Here is an 18,160-nt window from a genome sequence, read left to right as displayed (position 1 = left end):
GACGGCACACTATGTGCGTCGGGCTTTTTGTTTATCATGTCAAAATAATGTTAACACAAAGTTATAAAATATGATCTCAACGCGGAATCCAGCATATTTCTCTTCCCGAAGCTTTATCTTTCCTTATACTCAACCAGGCAAACACTTTGTTACATCCAGAAAGATGCGTCATGAGAACGCACAATGGATGAGCAACAACACAATCAAAGGATCACGACATGACTACGCAACGTTCATCGGGGCTACTCTTGCGTTTGGCGCAAGGGAGCCTGGTTAAACAAATTTTGGTAGGTTTGGTACTGGGGATTTTACTCGCACTGGTGTCAAAACCTGCGGCAGAAGCCGTTGGTCTGCTGGGTACGCTGTTCGTCGGCGCATTAAAAGCCGTCGCGCCAATTCTGGTTTTGATGCTGGTCATGGCCTCTATCGCCAACCACCAGCACGGGCAAAAAACCAACATCCGCCCCATCCTGTTCCTCTACCTGCTCGGAACGTTTTCAGCCGCGTTAGCAGCCGTCGTCTTCAGCTTCGCCTTCCCGTCGACACTGCACCTTTCCAGCAGCGCTGGCGATATCGTGCCGCCATCCGGTATTGTTGAAGTGATGCGTAGCCTGCTGATGAGCATGGTTTCCAACCCAATTGACGCCCTGCTTAACGCCAACTATATCGGTATTCTGGTCTGGGCCGTCGGTCTGGGCTTTGCGTTGCGCCACGGTAATGAAACGACCAAAAATCTGGTCAATGATATGTCCAACGCCGTTACCTTTATGGTGAAGCTGGTGATCCGTTTCGCCCCGATCGGCATCTTCGGCCTGGTCTCCTCCACGCTGGCAACCACCGGTTTTGCCACGCTGTGGGGCTACGCGCAGCTGCTGACCGTACTGGTCGGTTGTATGCTGTTGGTGGCGCTGGTGGTCAACCCGCTGCTGGTATTCTGGAAAATTCGCCGTAACCCGTATCCGCTGGTGCTGGCCTGTCTGCGCGAAAGCGGCGTGTACGCTTTCTTTACCCGTAGCTCTGCCGCCAACATTCCGGTGAATATGGCGCTGTGTGAAAAGCTGAATCTGGACCGTGATACCTACTCGGTATCTATCCCACTGGGCGCCACCATCAATATGGCGGGCGCGGCGATCACCATTACGGTGCTGACGCTGGCGGCGGTGAATACGCTGGGAGTCCCGGTTGATTTACCGACGGCGCTGTTACTGAGCGTGGTGGCGTCGCTGTGCGCCTGCGGCGCATCGGGCGTAGCGGGTGGCTCCCTGCTGCTGATCCCGCTGGCGTGCAATATGTTCGGTATCCCGAATGACATCGCCATGCAGGTGGTGGCCGTTGGCTTTATCATCGGTGTATTGCAGGACTCCTGTGAAACGGCGCTGAACTCTTCTACTGACGTGCTGTTTACCGCAGCAGCCTGCCAGGCTGAAGACGAACGTCTGGCAAATAACGCCCTGCGCGGCTAATCACAGCCCCTCCGTCATCGGGCGGAGGGCTTTTCTTGCTGTACGCTTTTTTCAATTTTGAACGGATCAATTCCGCGCTTTTGCATCCGCCGAAAGCGGATAATGTTCAGGCCGTTCATCACCAGAAAGCTGCCTTCGATCATCGTCCCGCCAATCGATCCTAACCAGAAATTATGAACAACCCAGCAGGCGGTTGCACACCACATCACACAGCGCACGGTTAGCCCTTTGCAACGAAACAGTGCCCAGGTACTGGCAAGCGTGCCAATAATAGGCAGTAGCTCCATAGCATGCTGCAATTTTGCCAACCCAAGAACCAGCGTGAGGAGAATAAAAACGGTCATTACCCACAGTTTGCGGGTATGCATTGAGACCAGGGTACGTACGGTATTAAGCTCAGCGCTCATTCCCGCGGGCCAGGCCCCCATCAGGAAAAAATGCACGCCAATGGTGGCGCTATAGACGGCGAGCTGTAGCCGGAACCGGCGCTCGTCACGATTAAAAAAAGTGGTAATACCGATCAGAAAGGCGATGACACCTACGCCCTGGGCCAGCCAATACGCGGTCATGCAAGCAACCCCAACTCCATTTTGTAGGCCGGATAAGGCGTGTTCGCCACCATCCGGCAACGGTTTGTGCCTGATGGCGCTACGCTTATCAGGCCTACGGTTTGCGCAGACCTGCAGGCACCATCAGGGATTTATTACAGCGTCACTCCCGACTTAAACAGCGCGAGTTCCCGGAAATCGTTGCGCTCATTGCAGGTTTGCTTGCCGTTAGCAAACTCAACGATGGTATCGACAAACTCGTTCAGCAATTGCGGCATCGCTTTACCGTGGATTAGCTGCCCGGCATCAAAATCGATCCAATGCTTTTTCTTCGCGGCCAGCTCGCTGTTGGTCGCGATTTTCACCGTCGGTACAAAACCGCCGTACGGTGTACCGCGCCCGGTACTGAACAACACCATATGACAGCCGGCCCCCGCCAACGCACTGGTCGCAACGGCGTCATTACCCGGAGCACTTAACAGATTCAGACCAGGCGTTTTCAGGCGTTCACCGTAGCGTAGTACATCGACAACTTTGCTGGAACCCGCTTTCTGTGTACAGCCCAGTGATTTATCTTCCAGCGTGGTGATACCACCCGCTTTGTTCCCCGGCGATGGGTTCTCGTAGATCGGCTGGTCGTGAGCAATGAAGTATTGCTTGAAGTCATTGACCATGGTCACCAGCTTATCGAAGGTTTCTTCATCGCGGCAGTGGTCCATTAATAGCTGCTCGGCACCGAACATCTCCGGAACTTCAGTCAGCACGGTAGTCCCGCCGTTGGCGATCACGTAGTCAGAGAAACGTCCCAGCATCGGGTTAGCGGTGATCCCGGACAAGCCGTCAGATCCGCCACATTCCAGACCAAACTTCAGCTCGCCGAGCTTACCCGGCTCGCGCTTATCGTTACGCATCACGTTGTACAGCTGATGGAGATGTTCAATCCCTGCTTCCACTTCGTCTTCCTGATGCTGGCAGACCATAAAGTGAACGCGGTCAGGATCATACTCCCCTAACGTTTCGCGGAAAGCATCCACCTGGTTGTTTTCACAACCGAGGCCAACCACCAGCACCGCCCCCGCATTCGGGTGACGCACCATGTTTTGCAGCATGGTGCGAGTGTTGATGTGGTCATCGCCAAGCTGTGAACAGCCGTAGGTGTGGCTGAAGAGATGCACGCCGTCGATACCGTCAGCGTCATTCGTTTCTTTCAGGAAACGGTTCTGCATCTGGCGCGCCATGGCGTTGACGCAGCCTACGGTTGGCAGGATCCACAGTTCATTACGCACCCCAACGTCACCGTTCGCGCGACGATAAATCTGCACATCGCGATCGGCAGGTTGCGCGACTTCCGGCTGGAAATCAGGTTGGTAGCGATACGTGTCCAGGTCGCTCAGATTGGTGCGCGTGTTATGAGCATGAATATGCTCACCCGCCGCAACGTCCGCCAGCGTATGGCCGATTGGCAAACCGTATTTAATGACGTTTTCGCCTTTCGCAATATCGCGTAAAGCGAATTTATGACCGCGAGTCACCGCCTGGCGCAGGGTGACGACCTGACCATCAACGGTAACTTCCATCCCTTCAGCCAAATCAGCGAGCGCTACCGCGACGTTATCCAGCGCATGGATCTTGATGTATTGCATATCAACCCGGACCTTAGAGCCTATCTCAGTAGGCGTATATTGTCGCAGCCAGTTTGGACACGGACAGCGCGCAAAAACCGGAGCGTACACGCAGTACGTGAGGATTTTGAGCACTGCCCAGGTTCAAACTGGCAAGTAAAATAGCCTAATGGATAGGCTCTTAGTTCAGTTCAATGGCGAAGTAATCACGCGCATTGTTGAAGCAAATATTTCTCACCATCTCACCCAGCAGCTGGATGTCGGCAGGTGCTTCACCGGCGGCAACCCAACGGCCAATCATCTGGCACAGAATACGGCGGAAGTATTCATGGCGCGTGTAAGACAGGAAGCTGCGGCTATCAGTCAGCATACCCACAAAACGGCTCAGCAGACCGAGCTGTGCCAGTTGGGTCATCTGACGTTCCATCCCGTCTTTCTGGTCGTTGAACCACCAGCCGGAACCGAACTGCATTTTGCCCGGCATACCTTCGCCCTGGAAGTTACCGATCATGGTGCCCAGCACTTCGTTATCGCGCGGGTTCAGGCAGTACAGGATGGTTTTCGGCAGCAGGTTCTGTTCATTCTGCTTGCTTAGCAGTTTGGACAGTTCTTCAGCCATCGGACGATCGTTAATGGAGTCGAAACCGACATCCGCGCCCAGCAGTTTGAACTGACGCAGGTTGTTATTACGCAGTGCGCCAATGTGGTACTGCTGCACCCATTCGCGACGTGCGTATTCAGCGCCAAGGAACACCAGTACGGCAGTTTTGAACTGGGCAACTTCATGCTCGCTCAGGGTTTCACCCGCCAGACGACGCGCCAGGATGTTATCCAGTTCAGCTTCGTTAGACTCGGCAAACAACACCACATCCAGCGCATGGTCGGAGACTTTACAGCCGTGCGCAGCAAAGTGATCAAGACGTTTGGTCAGCGCGGTTTGCAGGTCGGTAAAGCGGCGGATCTCGGTGTCAGACACTTCACCGAGCTTCGCCATGTAATCGTTAAAGGTCGCCAGTTCAATGTTGAAGGCTTTATCCGGACGCCAGCTTGGCAGCACTTTGATAGCAAAGGTGCTGTCTTTCGCGACCGCTGCGTGATGCTCCAGAGAATCGATCGGGTCATCGGTGGTACCGACCATTTTCACATTCATATGCTGCATGATTCCACGTGCGGAAAACCGATCCTGCGCCAGCAATTCGTTGCACTGATTCCAGATTTCATCGGCAGTTGCAGGAGACAACAGCTTACCTGTAATACCAAATGGGCGACGCAGTTCAAGATGCGTCCAGTGGTAGAGCGGGTTACCGATGGTGTGTGGGACCGTCGCGGCCCATGCATCAAACTTCTCGCGATCGGACGCATCACCGGTACACAAGCGTTCAGCGACGCCGTTAGTGCGCATGGCGCGCCACTTGTAGTGATCACCTTTCAGCCAGATGTCATACAGGTTATTAAAACGGTAGTTATCCGCGATTTGTTGCGGCGGCAAATGGCAGTGGTAGTCGAAGATTGGCTGGTCTTTAGCGTAATCATGATACAGACGGCGGGCAAATTCGGTATCCAGCAGGAAATCTTCAGTCATAAACGGGGTCATTATCGTCTTCCTCTCAGCGAGTGCGTCAGATTGCTTATGTTTTGATGTTGTCAAAGTTATCACACCAATTTCCATACGCTGAAGATATTTTCGTGAGTTAGATCAACAAATGATGACAAAAAAATTACTCTCAAAGAGGTAAAACTCACGGCAAGCCGCGCCAGCACTGGCTTTGCTGAATCGAATTAATGACCACACGAAGATTCACACTTTTGTGATGGCACTCACCTTTTAAAGCTGTATGACAAGTTATCTTTTTGCCGTCGCGATACATAAGCCGACGGAATGCAAATTACCGATGGTCCGCCATCGGATTGACCGGTACGGAAACCGAATTAGCACAATCATTGACATGGCAAAGTTCGGGGCAGTGCCGGTTTTTTTTCGGTCACGCCCTTCGTAAAAGAACATCCTCCGCCCTGGACTGGAAGATGACCGCTCGTTAGCGGACATAACAAAACGATGAGGTTTTACATGCGTAAAATTAAAGGGTTACGTTGGTACATGATTGCACTGGTGACGCTTGGCACCGTGCTGGGTTACCTGACACGTAACACTGTGGCGGCAGCTGCGCCAACTCTGATGGAAGAGTTACACATCTCCACTCAACAGTATTCCTATATCATCGCAGCGTATTCTGCTGCTTACACCGTAATGCAACCCGTTGCTGGCTACGTGCTGGATGTGCTCGGCACCAAAGTAGGCTACGCGATGTTCGCCGTTCTGTGGGCCGTCTTCTGTGGTGCCACGGCGCTGGCTGGTAGCTGGGGTGGACTGGCACTGGCACGAGGCGCAGTCGGTGCCGCAGAAGCCGCGATGATCCCTGCGGGTCTGAAAGCCAGTTCAGAATGGTTCCCGGCAAAAGAGCGTTCGATTGCCGTAGGTTACTTTAACGTCGGCTCTTCTATTGGCGCGATGATCGCTCCGCCGCTGGTCGTGTGGGCTATCGTCATGCACAGCTGGCAGATGGCGTTCATTATTTCTGGTGCCCTGAGCTTCATCTGGGCGATGTCCTGGCTTGTCTTCTATAAGCACCCGCGCGACCAGAAAAAACTGTCTGACGAAGAGCGTGATTACATCCTTAACGGTCAGGAATCACAGCATAAAAACAGCACAGCGAAGAAAATGTCGCTTGGCCAGATCCTGCGTAACCGCCAGTTCTGGGGTATCGCACTGCCACGTTTTCTGGCAGAACCAGCCTGGGGGACATTCAACGCCTGGATCCCGCTGTTCATGTTTAAAGTCTACGGCTTTAACCTGAAAGAGATTGCGATGTTCGCGTGGATGCCAATGCTGTTCGCTGACCTGGGTTGTATCATCGGGGGTTACTTACCGCCACTGTTCCAGCGCTGGTTCGGCGTAAACCTGATCGTGTCCCGTAAAATGGTCGTCACCATGGGTGCACTGCTGATGATTGGCCCAGGGATGATTGGTCTGTTTACCAGCCCGTATATTGCTATTGCCCTGCTGTGCGTCGGTGGTTTTGCTCACCAGGCACTGTCTGGCGCGCTGATTACGCTCTCTTCTGACGTATTTGGCCGCAATGAGGTCGCGACAGCTAACGGCCTGACGGGGATGTCAGCCTGGCTGGCGAGTACTCTGTTTGCCCTGGTCGTTGGCGCCCTGGCTGATACCATCGGCTTTAGCCCGCTGTTCGCCGTACTGGCAGTATTCGACCTGCTCGGTGCGTTAGTCATCTGGACGGTACTGCAGAACAAATCGGCAAGCGAGATTGATTCAGGTCCGCAAACCGGCTCTCCCGCTACGCAAAATTAACCTGACGCTAGTCGTCATAGGTATATAATGCAGAGCCGCCAGTTAACTGGCGGCTTTTTTGTCGGTGCGAGTAGAGCCGCCATCGCAAAAGTGGTATAACAAATATAGTCTGCTGTATCATGCCTGGAGTGCATATGGAAATCACTGAACCACGACGTTTGTACCAACAACTTGCTGCCGATCTAAAAGAACGCATCGAGCAAGGCGTCTATCTGGTGGGCGATAAACTTCCCGCCGAGCGCTTTATTGCCGATGAAAAGAATGTCAGCCGTACCGTGGTTCGTGAAGCGATTATCATGCTCGAGGTTGAAGGCTACGTTGAGGTGCGTAAAGGATCAGGTATCCACGTCATCTCTAACCAACCCAAACATTATGTTGCTCCCGACGAAGGTCTGGAATTCGCCAGCTACGGTCCTTTTGAATTGCTGCAAGCGCGTCAGCTTATTGAGAGCAACATCGCCGAGTTTGCCGCCACCCAAGTGACTAAGCAGGACATCATGAAACTGATGGAAATCCAGGAGAAGTCGCGCAACGAAAAAAGCTTTCGTGACTCCGAATGGGACCTGCAGTTCCATGTTCAGGTCGCGCTAGCGACGCAAAACTCAGCTCTGGCCGCCATTGTTGAAAAAATGTGGACTCAGCGCGTTCACAACCCCTACTGGAAGAAATTGCACGATCACATTGATCTGCGCACGGTAGACAACTGGTGTGATGACCATGACCAGATCCTGCGGGCATTAATTCGCAAAGATCCGCATGCAGCCAAGCTGGCGATGTGGCAGCACCTTGAGAACACGAAACAGATGCTGTTTAACGAAACCAGCGATGATTTCGAGTTCAACGCGGATCGTTACCTTTTCACGGAAAATCCGGTCGTTCATCTGGATACAGCGGCAAACAGCACAAAATAAACGTTCTGACTTTCACAGGCGCGATAACAGCGCCTGTTTCTGACACTCAGTAAGCATTAGGTATAAAGTGTCAGCCTGTGTAAATCCTCTCGCCTCACTCCCTTGCGATCAGCAAAATCAGAGTTCAACCACCGTAATTTATATAACGGACAACGTTGACCTTTGTTACAATTAGATGCTATTTGAATTTTTATGTTTGAGAGCTTGCTTACTTCACAACTTTACAGGGAATAGTTCAGGCCGTGAATTTGTGTCAGACCGCGAACCATGTAAAAAACACCAATAAAATTGCGGCGTTACAAACTCCAGAAAACCGGCATGACAACAACCGATTCTCCAGGAATATTGAATGGAACTACTGACTCAATTATTGAATGCTTTATGGGCTCAGGATTTTGAAACTCTGGCCAATCCTTCCATGATTGGTATGCTGTATTTTGTACTGTTTACAATTTTGTTTCTGGAAAATGGGTTGCTACCCGCGGCCTTTTTACCTGGTGACAGTTTGCTGGTACTGGTCGGCGTTCTTATTGCCAAAGGCGCAATGGGTTTTCCGCAAACGGTACTGCTACTCACCACCGCAGCCAGCCTCGGTTGTTGGCTCAGCTATATTCAGGGCCGATGGTTGGGTAATACCCGCACTGTGCAGAACTGGCTTTCACATCTTCCGGCTCATTATCACCAACGCGCGCATCATCTTTTCCACAAGCATGGCTTATCCGCGCTGTTGGTCGGTCGCTTCATTGCGTTCGTCAGAACATTACTGCCGACCATTGCCGGGCTGTCAGGCCTGAATAATGCACGTTTTCAGTTCTTCAACTGGATGAGCGGGCTATTGTGGGTACTGATTCTGACCACGCTAGGCTATCTACTGGGCAAAACACCTGTTTTTCTTAAGTATGAAGATCAGTTGATGTCTTGCCTGATGCTGCTTCCTGTCGTATTACTGGTGGTTGGCCTGGCCGGTTCACTGGTTGTACTCTGGAGAAAGAAATACGGGAACCGAGGGTAAATTATGCTGAAATCACGCATAACGATCCGACGACTGGCCTGGTCCACCACCTTTATGTTGTTTATCGGCGCGTTGCTCCTGACCTGGTCGGTCATCCGCCAGCAGGAGTCAACGCTTGCCATTCGTGCTGTAAACCAGGGAGCCAGCATGCCTGATGGCTTCTCTATCTGGCATCACCTGGACGCCAACGGCATTCGCTTTAAAAGCATTACTCCGCAAAATGACGCGCTGCTGATCACCTTTGATTCCAGCGCGCAGAGCGCAGCCGCAAAGGTCGTGCTGGACCGAACGTTGCCACACGGCTTCGTTATCGCTCAACAGGATGATGACAATCAGGCAGTGCAGTGGTTATCTCGTTTACGGGATACACCGCACCGCTTTGGTTAATCTCCAGGAATCTGAATTAGATCACTCACTTTGGTGATTTCACCGTTTAGTGCCTATGATTAATAAACTGAAGTTATGACCTACAGCTTTATTATTCTGGAGCATCGACCACAAAACATCGGGTCGCATCACAATGGAAGGTTCAAGAATGAAATACCGCATCGCTTTGGCCATTAGCCTTTTCGCACTCAGCGCCGGCAGCTACGCGTCCACCCTCTGTCAGGAAAAAGAACAAGATATTCAGCGGGAAATTAGTTATGCCGAAAAGCACAATAATCAGAGCCGCATCAATGGGTTAAACAAAGCGCTTAGTGAAGTTCGGGCAAACTGTACTGACAGCAAACTGCGCGCGAATCACCAGAAAAAAATCGCAGAGCAGAAAAATGAGATAGCCGAACGTCAGCGTGATTTAGCCGAAGCTAAGCAAAAAGGCGATGCGGATAAAATCGCAAAACGCGAACGTAAGCTTGCAGAAGCTCAGAAAGAGCTGAAAGAACTTGAGACCCGCGATTACTAAGTAAGGTAACTACCCACTCACCTGGAGAAAACTATGTCAAAAGATAACGCTACGGAAAATCTGCGCGCTGAACTGAAATCCCTTGCGGATACGCTCGAAGAAGTACTGAGCTCCTCTGGCGATAAGTCGAAGGAAGAGATGAGTAAAATTCGCAGCAAAGCCGAACATGCGCTGCGCGAGAGCCGCCATCGTCTGAGCGAGACCAGCGATGTGATTGCTAAGCAAACCCGTGAAGCGGCCGCTAAAGCCGACAACTATGTGCGCGAAAACCCATGGACAGGCGTCGGCATTGGCGCTGCGGTCGGTGTGGTGCTTGGTGTACTGCTGTCGCGCCGCTAACAATGGCTGACTCTCAACACGCACAAGGTCCAGGCAAAAGCGTCCTGGGGATTGGACAACGGGTCCTGACGATTTTTGTTGAGATCGTAGAGACGCGGCTGCGGTTGGCCGTCGTTGAGCTGGAAGAGGAAAAAGCCAATCTCATCCAGATCCTGCTGATGCTTGGGCTGACCATGCTGTTTGCGGCGTTTGGTCTGATGAGCCTGATGGTGCTTATCATCTGGGCCATCGACCCTCAATATCGCCTGAACGCCATGATTGCCACTACCGTTGTGCTGTTGCTTTTAGCGCTTATCGGTGGGCTATGGACGTTGCGAAAAGCGCGTAAAACAACGCTGCTGCGCCATACGCGCAATGAACTCGCTAACGACAGGAAGGCCCTGGAGGATGATGCATAATGAGCAGTAAAGTCGAACGTCTACAGCGTAAGGCGCAACTGCTTGGACAGATCCAGCAGCAACGGCTGGATCTGTCAGCCACTCGCCGCGACTGGCTGGAGGCTACTGAAGTCTACGATCGCGGCTGGAAAACGCTGTTGAACCTGCGTGGTTGGGTGTTAGTCGGGAGCAGTATTATGGCGGTTCGCACCATCCGTAATCCGAACCTGCTGGTACGCTGGGCCAAACGCGGCTTTAGCGCCTGGAGCATCTGGCGTCTGGTGAAATCGACCATCAGACAACAGCAGTTGCGCGGCTGATCCCCTCACCTTCCACCTAACCTCAAATTTTTTGAAAATTTCTGACAGTTTTCCTTGCTAACAATTCTCATTAGCCACGTTTATTATTCTCTTCATCGACAGCAATGACGCCCTCTGCGGCGTCGTTGCACAAAAAAACACAATAAGCCGCCTGAGTGGTTTCCTGGAGAGTATGATGAAGAAATTAGAAGATGTTGGTGTACTGGTAGCGCGCATTCTGATGCCAATCCTGTTTATTACCGCAGGTTGGGGAAAAATCACCGGATATGCGGGTACCCAACAGTACATGGAAGCCATGGGCGTCCCAGGATTTATGTTGCCGCTGGTGATTCTGCTTGAGTTTGGCGGCGGTCTGGCAATTCTGTTCGGTTTCCTGACCCGTACTACCGCGCTGTTCACCGCAGGCTTCACGCTGCTGACGGCATTCCTCTTCCACAGCAACTTTGCGGAAGGTGTGAACTCTCTGATGTTTATGAAAAACCTGACCATCTCAGGCGGCTTCCTGCTGCTGGCTATCACCGGTCCGGGCGCATTCAGTATTGACCGCGTACTGAATAAAAAGTGGTAAGCAAACTATACTGAACACATCAAAAAGCGAGGAGATATCTCCTCGCTTTTGCTATCTGAGGAGCGAAAATTATGGGACAACTCATTGACGGCGTCTGGCATGACACCTGGTACGACACCAAATCAACCGGGGGGAAATTTCAACGCTCTGCATCGGCTTTCCGTAACTGGCTCACCGCGGATGGCGCCCCAGGCCCAACGGGTGAAGGTGGCTTCGCCGCCGAAAAAGACCGCTATCACCTGTACGTTTCTCTGGCCTGTCCGTGGGCGCATCGCACGCTGATTTTGCGTAAACTCAAAGGGCTGGAACCGTTTATTTCCATTTCCGTTGTCAATCCGCTGATGCTGGAAAACGGCTGGACCTTTGATGACAACTTCCCAGCGGCCACCGGCGATACGCTTTACCAGCACGAGTTTCTCTATCAACTGTATTTACACGCCGATCCGCACTACAGCGGCCGGGTAACGGTTCCGGTGCTGTGGGATAAAAAAAATCACACCATCGTGAGCAACGAATCTGCAGAAATCATCCGCATGTTTAACACTGCGTTTGATGCGCTGGGTGCGAAAGCCGGGGATTACTATCCACCGACTCTGCAAAGTAAAATTGACGATCTGAACAGTTGGATTTATGACAACGTCAATAACGGCGTATATAAAGCCGGGTTTGCCACCAGCCAGGAAGCTTACGACGACGCCGTAGAAAAAGTCTTTCAATCGCTGGCGCGACTGGAGCAGATCCTGGGTCAGCATCGCTACCTGACCGGCGACCAGCTAACCGAGGCCGATATTCGCCTGTGGACCACGCTGGTACGTTTTGATCCGGTTTATGTCACCCACTTCAAGTGCGACAAACACCGCATCAGTGACTACCTGAATCTGTACGGTTTTCTGCGTGATATCTACCAGATGCCAGGCATTGCGGAGACCGTCAATTTCGATCACATCCGCAATCACTACTTCCGTAGCCACAAAACGATCAACCCGACCGGCATTATTTCTATCGGCCCGTGGCAGGACCTCAGCGAACCTCATGGACGTGACAGCCGTTTTGCATAATTTACACAGGTCTCCTTGGGGGGAATGCTTGTCAGTTAAGCATTCTGCAGAACATGAGATTTCGACTCAGGGTTCCGTTCACCTCAGCGGTATCACTTTTCTGAAGCGCTGATACCCGTGAACGTGCAAGGGAGGCTCACCGCCGCCTCCCTTGCAACCCAGGCTCCCAGCGGGAATGTAAAGGGCGTGGCGGAGAACGCCCTTTACACGTTCACAGGAATCGGTGTTTCAGAGAAACTATGAACATGAGGTGAACGGAACCCTTTCTCTGAGAGAGCATATTCATAACTTCTACCCACACAGGCGATACTTTCTGAAACTGAGGCGTTAACTGAATAGCATTACCCATCTGCGGGCCAAATAATTAATACTACAAACATTTACCAGCATTCCATTCGCAGCTATTCTTAATTTGATTGCTTTAAAAACAAGTAATTGAACGCAGAACGAGGCGAAAATGGATTGGTATTTAAACGTATTAAAGAACTACTTTGGTTTTGGTGGTCGTGCACGGCGCAAAGAGTACTGGATGTTTATTTTGGTCAACATCATCTTTACGTTCGTGCTGAGCGTGTTAGACAGGATGTTTGGCTGGCAACGCACCGGGGGAGAAGGCATATTAACAACGATTTATGCAATTCTGGTTTTTATACCGTGGTGGGCAGTACAGTTCCGGCGTTTACATGACACCGACCGTTCAGCCTGGTGGCTACTGGTGCTGCTGATCCCGATCGTCGGCTGGTTGGTCATCATTATTTTCAACTGTCAAAACGGCACGCCGGGGAGCAACCGCTTCGGCGCTGACCCCAAACAGTTGTCCTGAATTTAAATACGCCCCTTCAGTTGAAGGGGCGTATTTCTTATTTCCCGGCAAACAGCTTGGGGATTTCCCGCAAACACCAGGACTTCGCTTCGCCCATACTGTCCCGACGCCAGGCCATGATGATATCTATTTCGTTTGTCGATTCCGGGCTAACCACACGCAGCCGGCCAGCCGCAATATCCGCTTCCACCAGCGGGTATGGCATCGTCGCCACGCCAAGTCCAGCCAACAGCGCCTGGCGTTTATCTTCTATCGTACTCACCGTCAGGCGTGGTTGTTTATCGAGAAGCTGAACTGTCAGCACCGGGCGCTCACGGGCAGTATCCGCCACCGCTATGCCCCGGTATTTCACACGAGTGACTTCTGACAACGGTTCCGGCTCCTGGTGGATCGGGTGATCCGGCGCCGCCACATAGACGTTCATCAGCGAGTACAGCTTGCGCGAGTTAATTTCTGAGGATGAGCGGAAATGCATATCCGGCGCGATCACGATATCCGCTCTGCCCTGCTCCAGACGCTCCCACGCCCCGGCCAGCACTTCAGTGATGACGGAAAGCTGCGTGTTCGCCTTTCCGGCAAGGCGGTCAATAAGCGGGAAGAATGCCGCCGTTGGCACCAACGCTTCAGTGACAATCGTCAGATGCGTTTCCCAACCACGGGCCAGTGCTTCAGCATCGGTCGTCAGTTTATCCGCAGCCTCCAGCAACACGCGGCCACGTTCAAGCAGCATACGCCCGACGTTGGTAAATTTTGTGCGGTGACCTGAGCGGTCAAACAGCACCACGTCCAGCTCTTCTTCCAGTTTCTGCATGGTGTAGCTGAGGGCGGAAGGTACGCGTCCCAGTTCATCTGCCGCGGCGGCAAAGCTGCCGCGCCTGTCTATTGCGTCCATGACGCGTAACGCTTCAAGCGTTAAAGCCCGTTCTTTGGCCATCTCGTTCTCATTCAGGAAATTTGAACATACCGGGCAGAATATCTGGCTAACAATGCAGCGTCTAGCCATTTAACATAAAAGGAAGTAAAGAGAGGTCAAGAACTATGATTACTACCCGTACAGCCAAACAATGCGGGCAAGCAGACTACGGCTGGCTGCAGGCCCGTTATACCTTCTCCTTTGGACACTATTTTGATCCTAAACTGCTGGGTTATGCCTCGCTGCGTGTTCTGAACCAGGAAGTTCTGGCACCGGGGGCCTCTTTCCAGCCACGTACCTATCCAAAGGTTGATATCGTCAATCTGATCCTCGAAGGGGAAGCAGAGTATCGCGACAGCGAAGGTAACCATATTCAGGCCAAAGCCGGAGAGGTGTTACTGCTCGCTACGCAACCTGGGATCAGCTACAGCGAGCACAATATCAGCAAAGATAAGCCCCTGACCAGAATGCAGCTATGGCTGGACGCCTGCCCGCAGCGCGAAAACACCTGCGTGCAAAAAGCGACGCTGAATGCCGGCAAACATCAACTGCTTGCTTCACCGGACGGTGAACAGGGTAGCCTGCATCTTCGCCAGCAGGTCTGGGTACATCATGTTGAGTTGCAAAAAGGTGAATCACTGAGTTTTCAGTTACATGGACCTCGCGCATATTTGCAGTCGATCCATGGCACGTTCCACGCGGTCACTTCAGGTGCCGAAAAAGAGGCGCTCACCTGCGGTGATGGCGCATTTATTCGTGATGAAACTAACATAACGTTAGTTGCCGATACCCCATTGCGCGCTTTGCTGATAGATTTGCCCGTATAGTCATTGGAATCAAGGGAGTACGACTATTGAGCAAGAAGTCATCAAAAAAACGCCAGCCGCAGGCTGCGCCGAAAAAACAGGAAACAGTTCCCTTCGGCTATGAAGAAATGCTGACAGAGCTGGAGGCGATTGTGGCCGATGCCGAGCTACGGCTGGAAGATGAAGAAGCCGCCTGAAAAGGCGGCTTTGACTTAGGCCGGGTGACGACTCCGCCTTACCCGGCCAGGAGATTAATGTGCCTTACTGGCCATGATCTCAATGATCTGCTTGTCGGTTTCCTGCATCGAACGACACGCCAGCGCACACAAGTTAGAGATAGATTGCTCCACGTTATGCGCCACAATGCCTTCATTCCCCGTCACTGCGGTATCGTCCAGCGCCATGAGTACCGCTTTCCAGGCTGCTGACGCACTGGTAGAGACTTTCATTGCGCAACTGTTCGAGGCGCCATCGCAAATCATCCCACTCACGTCGCCAATCATGCTGCTGATCGCCATCGCGATGGTGTTGTAGCGACCATCTACGATCCATGCCATCCCCGCCGCGGCGCCCATTGCGGCCGTGGTTGCCGCGCACAGCGCAGACAAACGCGGAAGCTGATGATGGATGTAAATAGCGCTCAGGTGAGACAGCATCAGCGCACGCGCCAGTTTCTCCTCATCTGCGCCAAAATGCTCAGCTACCACCATCACTGGGACGGTGGCGGTAATCCCCTGATTACCAGAACCGGAGTTGCTCATGGCCGGCAGCGTCGCCCCGCCCATTCGCGCATCCGATGCCGCGCTGGTACGAATAAGAATGGCAGTGGAGAGATCGTTCGCCAGCAGACCACGTGCGCACTGCTTCTCCAGCGTAGTTCCGATGTGCAAGCCCCAGTTGCCGCGCAGTCCTTCCTGAGACAGCGCACCGTTCAGTTTTGCCGCATCAAGAATAAAGCGGATTGACTCAAACGGTACCGCGTTCACGAACGCCAGAATCTCTTCCAGCGATGTGTGAGACAGTACCGCCAGCGGTGACTCTTGCTTCTCTTCCTCAGCGTTCTGTTCTGTTGTAAACACCACGCCGTTATTGGTCTCGATGTGTACAATGTTGGTATGACCGCCGACAATCGTCACGCACGCCCATCCTTCAGCGCTGTACACCTTCGCGCGGGAAAAGAGGATGTCCTCGCAAGGCTCCTGCAGCATCACCGCCACCTTCCCTGCGTTAAGCATCGTTTTCGCATCAGCAATCGCTTGTGGCGACGCGTCTTTCAGTACTTCTAACCCAGCCTCGGCATTTCCCCCCAAAGCCCCAAGCGCAGCCGCTACGGGAAGACCTACCATCCCGGTACCCGGCACGGTAACGCCCATGCCGTTTTTCATCAGGTTTGGTGAGACCCACGCATCAATGCGTTCCACCGCGCCGTCCAGCTCAGCAGAAGCGACGGCCGCCGCCAGAGCCAGAGAGATAGGTTCAGTACAACCCAGCGCAGGTTTTACTTCTTCCTGCACCGCGCGAATAAAACTATCCCATAATGGATTCAATGTAGTCTCAAACATAACAACAACCCTTGCTCAGATAACTCAGGAAAATGCCAGGAACGGAGAAACGCACAACAACAGGCCGGTGACGATAATCAGGTACAGAGAGGCGCCTTTGTATTTGTGCAATGCAGGAACTTTGTAGACCAGCCAGGCCGGGATCAAGCAGCCCACCATGCCGAAGATTGGGCTACAAATAGAGGTGAAGCTCAGCACCGGCGCATTGAGCACAATTGCACTCCAGGCCAGCAGGATGGCGAAAACCATAATGCCGCGCTGAACCAGGGTTTCGTTGATTTTCTCGGCTGGCATTTTGCGGCGCAGCACGTTCATTACGATCCCCTGAGTCGCTTCACGAAAGCCTAAGTAAACACCGAAGAAGGCGGTCATCACGGCGAAAATGTTCAGGATAACGCTGACGATTTTCACCCAACCTGCACCATCACCACTGATAAACTGCGCAGCAATCGCCAGAGCGGAAATGTTCTGCTCATAGGCTTTAACCGCTTCGTCATGCCCCATCGCCAGCGTGAAGGAAACGGCGTAGAAAAAGACGGTGACAAACAGAATACCGAATGCGATGTTCATAGCACGCAGAGCTTTATGGCGTGCCACCTCAATCGATTTCTCACGAGAGCGGTACGAAATAACCATCGGGCTTAGCGTCTGAATAAACAGAATTGAAGTCAGGGTAAACGGCAGCGTGATAATTGCGTTTTTGATCAGCAGCGCCATCGGCGGCAGTGGGCCCGCGTTATACAAATGCCACATTCCCACCATCGATACACCAAGCGCAGCCACCACCAGCAGCTTGGTCAGCACCATGCCGGTGGAGATTTTAAACAGCAGTTTTTCTCCGCGTGACGAGATGGCCACCAGGATGCAAATCAGCACCAGGCCATAGAACGGGCTGTCGGACAGTAAACCTTCAGTAACGCCAAAAGTGTGCAGATAAGAGGCGCTATCGTTAGTGATAGCCGTGGAGTAGACGAACATCCAGATTACCAGCATCACAAAATATAATGCGCCTAACAGGATGCCCCAGTTTTTACCCAAATAGCCGCTGATTACGCTCGGGTAGTCTTTGCATTCCGGAGATTCCGCCAGCGTGTTAATAAACAGGCGCTGGAACAGATACATGGCTGGGTAGCCAATGATAGAGGACAGCAAGAAAACCCACAGCCCCATCAGACCCACCTGAACGGGAAGGAAAACAATCCCCGCACCAATCGCCATCCCAATACTCATAATGACCCAGCCGGTGTCCGTGCTGTCGAACTTAATAGCTTCCCGCCATTCGCTTTCGGTCATTCCCGCCCGACGCGCAGGCGCTGATGCGTCGAGTATTACGCTGTTATTCGTTGCCGTTTCCATAAAAATCTCGCTCAAAATGTAGGGTAAGGTTTTATTATTTTTCCGTTCCGCATCAATGCGATACGCGGTACGAGTCGTGCAGGCGAGTTCGTTAGAATGGAGAAATCATACGCCGAGGGTCAGAGAAAAACTTCACATAAATACCCCTTCATTTCATGATGTTTAATAAAATTATTCTATTTTATATTTACAAAATGGGATTATTTTC

20 protein-coding genes are annotated in these 18,160 nt (G+C 52.3%); 14 read left to right on the top strand and 6 right to left on the bottom strand.

The window, feature by feature from the left end; all coding sequences use genetic code 11:
- Nucleotides 1–218: 218 nt before the first annotated feature.
- Complete coding sequence (gene sstT / locus FDX03_RS13350) at nucleotides 219–1,463, top strand: serine/threonine transporter SstT (protein WP_061068658.1); 1,245 nt, start codon at nucleotides 219–221, stop codon at nucleotides 1,461–1,463.
- A gap of 14 nt (nucleotides 1,464–1,477) precedes the next feature.
- Here sstT and FDX03_RS13345 read toward each other — a convergent pair whose 3' ends face one another.
- The 3 genes from FDX03_RS13345 to uxaC form a co-directional block, all read right to left on the bottom strand.
- A complete protein-coding gene (locus tag FDX03_RS13345) occupies nucleotides 1,478–2,032 on the bottom strand; it encodes a YgjV family protein (protein ID WP_115601428.1) in 555 nt (184 codons plus the stop codon).
- A gap of 134 nt (nucleotides 2,033–2,166) precedes the next feature.
- A complete protein-coding gene (locus tag FDX03_RS13340; RefSeq protein ID WP_137346046.1) occupies nucleotides 2,167–3,654 on the bottom strand; it encodes an altronate dehydratase family protein in 1,488 nt (495 codons plus the stop codon).
- Between the two features lie 160 nt (nucleotides 3,655–3,814).
- Nucleotides 3,815–5,227 (bottom strand): glucuronate isomerase, encoded by a 1,413-nt coding sequence (gene uxaC / locus FDX03_RS13335; protein WP_137346045.1) that lies wholly within the window; start codon nucleotides 5,225–5,227, stop codon nucleotides 3,815–3,817.
- Between the two features lie 474 nt (nucleotides 5,228–5,701).
- Between uxaC and exuT the strand changes: the two genes are divergently transcribed.
- The 11 genes from exuT to FDX03_RS13275 all read left to right on the top strand — a co-directional run bounded on the left by exuT (nucleotide 5,702) and on the right by FDX03_RS13275 (nucleotide 13,315).
- On the top strand, nucleotides 5,702–7,003 hold the full coding sequence (gene exuT, locus FDX03_RS13330) for a hexuronate transporter ExuT (RefSeq protein ID WP_048213342.1): 1,302 nt from the start codon (nucleotides 5,702–5,704) through the stop codon (nucleotides 7,001–7,003).
- 134 nt (nucleotides 7,004–7,137) lie between these two features.
- Nucleotides 7,138–7,914 (top strand): transcriptional regulator ExuR, encoded by a 777-nt coding sequence (exuR, locus tag FDX03_RS13325; RefSeq protein ID WP_005131459.1) that lies wholly within the window; start codon nucleotides 7,138–7,140, stop codon nucleotides 7,912–7,914.
- A gap of 349 nt (nucleotides 7,915–8,263) precedes the next feature.
- On the top strand, nucleotides 8,264–8,926 hold the full coding sequence (gene yqjA / locus FDX03_RS13320) for a DedA family general envelope maintenance protein YqjA (RefSeq protein ID WP_137346044.1): 663 nt from the start codon (nucleotides 8,264–8,266) through the stop codon (nucleotides 8,924–8,926).
- Nucleotides 8,927–8,929: 3 nt separating this feature from the next.
- Nucleotides 8,930–9,313, top strand: a complete 384-nt coding sequence (gene mzrA / locus FDX03_RS13315) for an EnvZ/OmpR regulon moderator MzrA (RefSeq protein ID WP_048213343.1) — start codon at nucleotides 8,930–8,932, stop codon at nucleotides 9,311–9,313.
- A gap of 148 nt (nucleotides 9,314–9,461) precedes the next feature.
- Nucleotides 9,462–9,830 (top strand): DUF1090 domain-containing protein, encoded by a 369-nt coding sequence (locus FDX03_RS13310; RefSeq protein WP_048213344.1) that lies wholly within the window; start codon nucleotides 9,462–9,464, stop codon nucleotides 9,828–9,830.
- Nucleotides 9,831–9,863: 33 nt separating this feature from the next.
- Nucleotides 9,864–10,169, top strand: a complete 306-nt coding sequence (locus FDX03_RS13305; RefSeq protein ID WP_003024832.1) for a YqjD family protein — start codon at nucleotides 9,864–9,866, stop codon at nucleotides 10,167–10,169.
- A gap of 2 nt (nucleotides 10,170–10,171) precedes the next feature.
- On the top strand, nucleotides 10,172–10,567 hold the full coding sequence (locus FDX03_RS13300) for a phage holin family protein (RefSeq protein ID WP_048213345.1): 396 nt from the start codon (nucleotides 10,172–10,174) through the stop codon (nucleotides 10,565–10,567).
- Nucleotides 10,567–10,866 (top strand): YqjK-like family protein, encoded by a 300-nt coding sequence (locus tag FDX03_RS13295; protein WP_048213346.1) that lies wholly within the window; start codon nucleotides 10,567–10,569, stop codon nucleotides 10,864–10,866. The genes FDX03_RS13300 and FDX03_RS13295 overlap by 1 nt, the downstream gene beginning before the upstream one ends.
- Nucleotides 10,867–11,041: 175 nt before the next feature.
- Entirely contained in the window at nucleotides 11,042–11,434 is a 393-nt protein-coding gene (locus FDX03_RS13290) for a DoxX family protein (protein ID WP_048213347.1), read from the top strand.
- Nucleotides 11,435–11,505: 71 nt separating this feature from the next.
- Nucleotides 11,506–12,492, top strand: coding sequence for a glutathionyl-hydroquinone reductase YqjG (gene yqjG / locus FDX03_RS13285; protein ID WP_137346043.1), 987 nt, complete (start codon nucleotides 11,506–11,508; stop codon nucleotides 12,490–12,492).
- A gap of 457 nt (nucleotides 12,493–12,949) precedes the next feature.
- Complete coding sequence (locus tag FDX03_RS13275) at nucleotides 12,950–13,315, top strand: DUF805 domain-containing protein (protein WP_115601422.1); 366 nt, start codon at nucleotides 12,950–12,952, stop codon at nucleotides 13,313–13,315.
- 37 nt (nucleotides 13,316–13,352) lie between these two features.
- On the opposite strand, the gene yhaJ is transcribed toward FDX03_RS13275, so the two are convergent.
- Complete coding sequence (gene yhaJ, locus FDX03_RS13270; protein WP_048213350.1) at nucleotides 13,353–14,249, bottom strand: DNA-binding transcriptional regulator YhaJ; 897 nt, start codon at nucleotides 14,247–14,249, stop codon at nucleotides 13,353–13,355.
- A gap of 104 nt (nucleotides 14,250–14,353) precedes the next feature.
- Between yhaJ and FDX03_RS13265 the strand changes: the two genes are divergently transcribed.
- Together FDX03_RS13265 and FDX03_RS13260 are read left to right on the top strand one after the other, a co-directional pair.
- Entirely contained in the window at nucleotides 14,354–15,055 is a 702-nt protein-coding gene (locus FDX03_RS13265) for a pirin family protein (RefSeq protein ID WP_101742427.1), read from the top strand.
- Nucleotides 15,056–15,081: 26 nt separating this feature from the next.
- Nucleotides 15,082–15,231, top strand: a complete 150-nt coding sequence (locus FDX03_RS13260; protein ID WP_116360764.1) for a hypothetical protein — start codon at nucleotides 15,082–15,084, stop codon at nucleotides 15,229–15,231.
- Between the two features lie 54 nt (nucleotides 15,232–15,285).
- On the opposite strand, the gene FDX03_RS13255 is transcribed toward FDX03_RS13260, so the two are convergent.
- Together FDX03_RS13255 and FDX03_RS13250 are read right to left on the bottom strand one after the other, a co-directional pair.
- A complete protein-coding gene (locus FDX03_RS13255; RefSeq protein WP_137346042.1) occupies nucleotides 15,286–16,596 on the bottom strand; it encodes a serine dehydratase subunit alpha family protein in 1,311 nt (436 codons plus the stop codon).
- A gap of 24 nt (nucleotides 16,597–16,620) precedes the next feature.
- Complete coding sequence (locus FDX03_RS13250) at nucleotides 16,621–17,952, bottom strand: amino acid permease (protein WP_137346041.1); 1,332 nt, start codon at nucleotides 17,950–17,952, stop codon at nucleotides 16,621–16,623.
- Nucleotides 17,953–18,160 lie beyond the last annotated feature (208 nt).

Origin of the sequence: Citrobacter sp. wls827 (assembly GCF_005280875.1) — a bacterium.
GTDB lineage: Bacteria > Pseudomonadota > Gammaproteobacteria > Enterobacterales > Enterobacteriaceae > Citrobacter > Citrobacter youngae.
Note: the sequence above shows the minus strand (reverse complement) of the source record. Positions and strands in the feature narration are given on the sequence as shown.

Bases quoted from the DNA above. Each gene is read 5' to 3' on its own strand.
- sstT (WP_061068658.1), top strand. From the start codon at position 219: ATGACTACGCAACGTTCATCGGGGCTACTCTTGCGTTTGGCGCAAGGG.
- FDX03_RS13345 (WP_115601428.1), bottom strand. From the start codon at position 2,032: ATGACCGCGTATTGGCTGGCCCAGGGCGTAGGTGTCATCGCCTTTCTG.
- FDX03_RS13340 (WP_137346046.1), bottom strand. From the start codon at position 3,654: ATGCAATACATCAAGATCCATGCGCTGGATAACGTCGCGGTAGCGCTC.
- uxaC (WP_137346045.1), bottom strand. From the start codon at position 5,227: ATGACCCCGTTTATGACTGAAGATTTCCTGCTGGATACCGAATTTGCC.
- exuT (WP_048213342.1), top strand. From the start codon at position 5,702: ATGCGTAAAATTAAAGGGTTACGTTGGTACATGATTGCACTGGTGACG.
- exuR (WP_005131459.1), top strand. From the start codon at position 7,138: ATGGAAATCACTGAACCACGACGTTTGTACCAACAACTTGCTGCCGAT.
- yqjA (WP_137346044.1), top strand. From the start codon at position 8,264: ATGGAACTACTGACTCAATTATTGAATGCTTTATGGGCTCAGGATTTT.
- mzrA (WP_048213343.1), top strand. From the start codon at position 8,930: ATGCTGAAATCACGCATAACGATCCGACGACTGGCCTGGTCCACCACC.
- FDX03_RS13310 (WP_048213344.1), top strand. From the start codon at position 9,462: ATGAAATACCGCATCGCTTTGGCCATTAGCCTTTTCGCACTCAGCGCC.
- FDX03_RS13305 (WP_003024832.1), top strand. From the start codon at position 9,864: ATGTCAAAAGATAACGCTACGGAAAATCTGCGCGCTGAACTGAAATCC.
- FDX03_RS13300 (WP_048213345.1), top strand. From the start codon at position 10,172: ATGGCTGACTCTCAACACGCACAAGGTCCAGGCAAAAGCGTCCTGGGG.
- FDX03_RS13295 (WP_048213346.1), top strand. From the start codon at position 10,567: ATGAGCAGTAAAGTCGAACGTCTACAGCGTAAGGCGCAACTGCTTGGA.
- FDX03_RS13290 (WP_048213347.1), top strand. From the start codon at position 11,042: ATGAAGAAATTAGAAGATGTTGGTGTACTGGTAGCGCGCATTCTGATG.
- yqjG (WP_137346043.1), top strand. From the start codon at position 11,506: ATGGGACAACTCATTGACGGCGTCTGGCATGACACCTGGTACGACACC.
- FDX03_RS13275 (WP_115601422.1), top strand. From the start codon at position 12,950: ATGGATTGGTATTTAAACGTATTAAAGAACTACTTTGGTTTTGGTGGT.
- yhaJ (WP_048213350.1), bottom strand. From the start codon at position 14,249: ATGGCCAAAGAACGGGCTTTAACGCTTGAAGCGTTACGCGTCATGGAC.
- FDX03_RS13265 (WP_101742427.1), top strand. From the start codon at position 14,354: ATGATTACTACCCGTACAGCCAAACAATGCGGGCAAGCAGACTACGGC.
- FDX03_RS13255 (WP_137346042.1), bottom strand. From the start codon at position 16,596: ATGTTTGAGACTACATTGAATCCATTATGGGATAGTTTTATTCGCGCG.
- FDX03_RS13250 (WP_137346041.1), bottom strand. From the start codon at position 17,952: ATGGAAACGGCAACGAATAACAGCGTAATACTCGACGCATCAGCGCCT.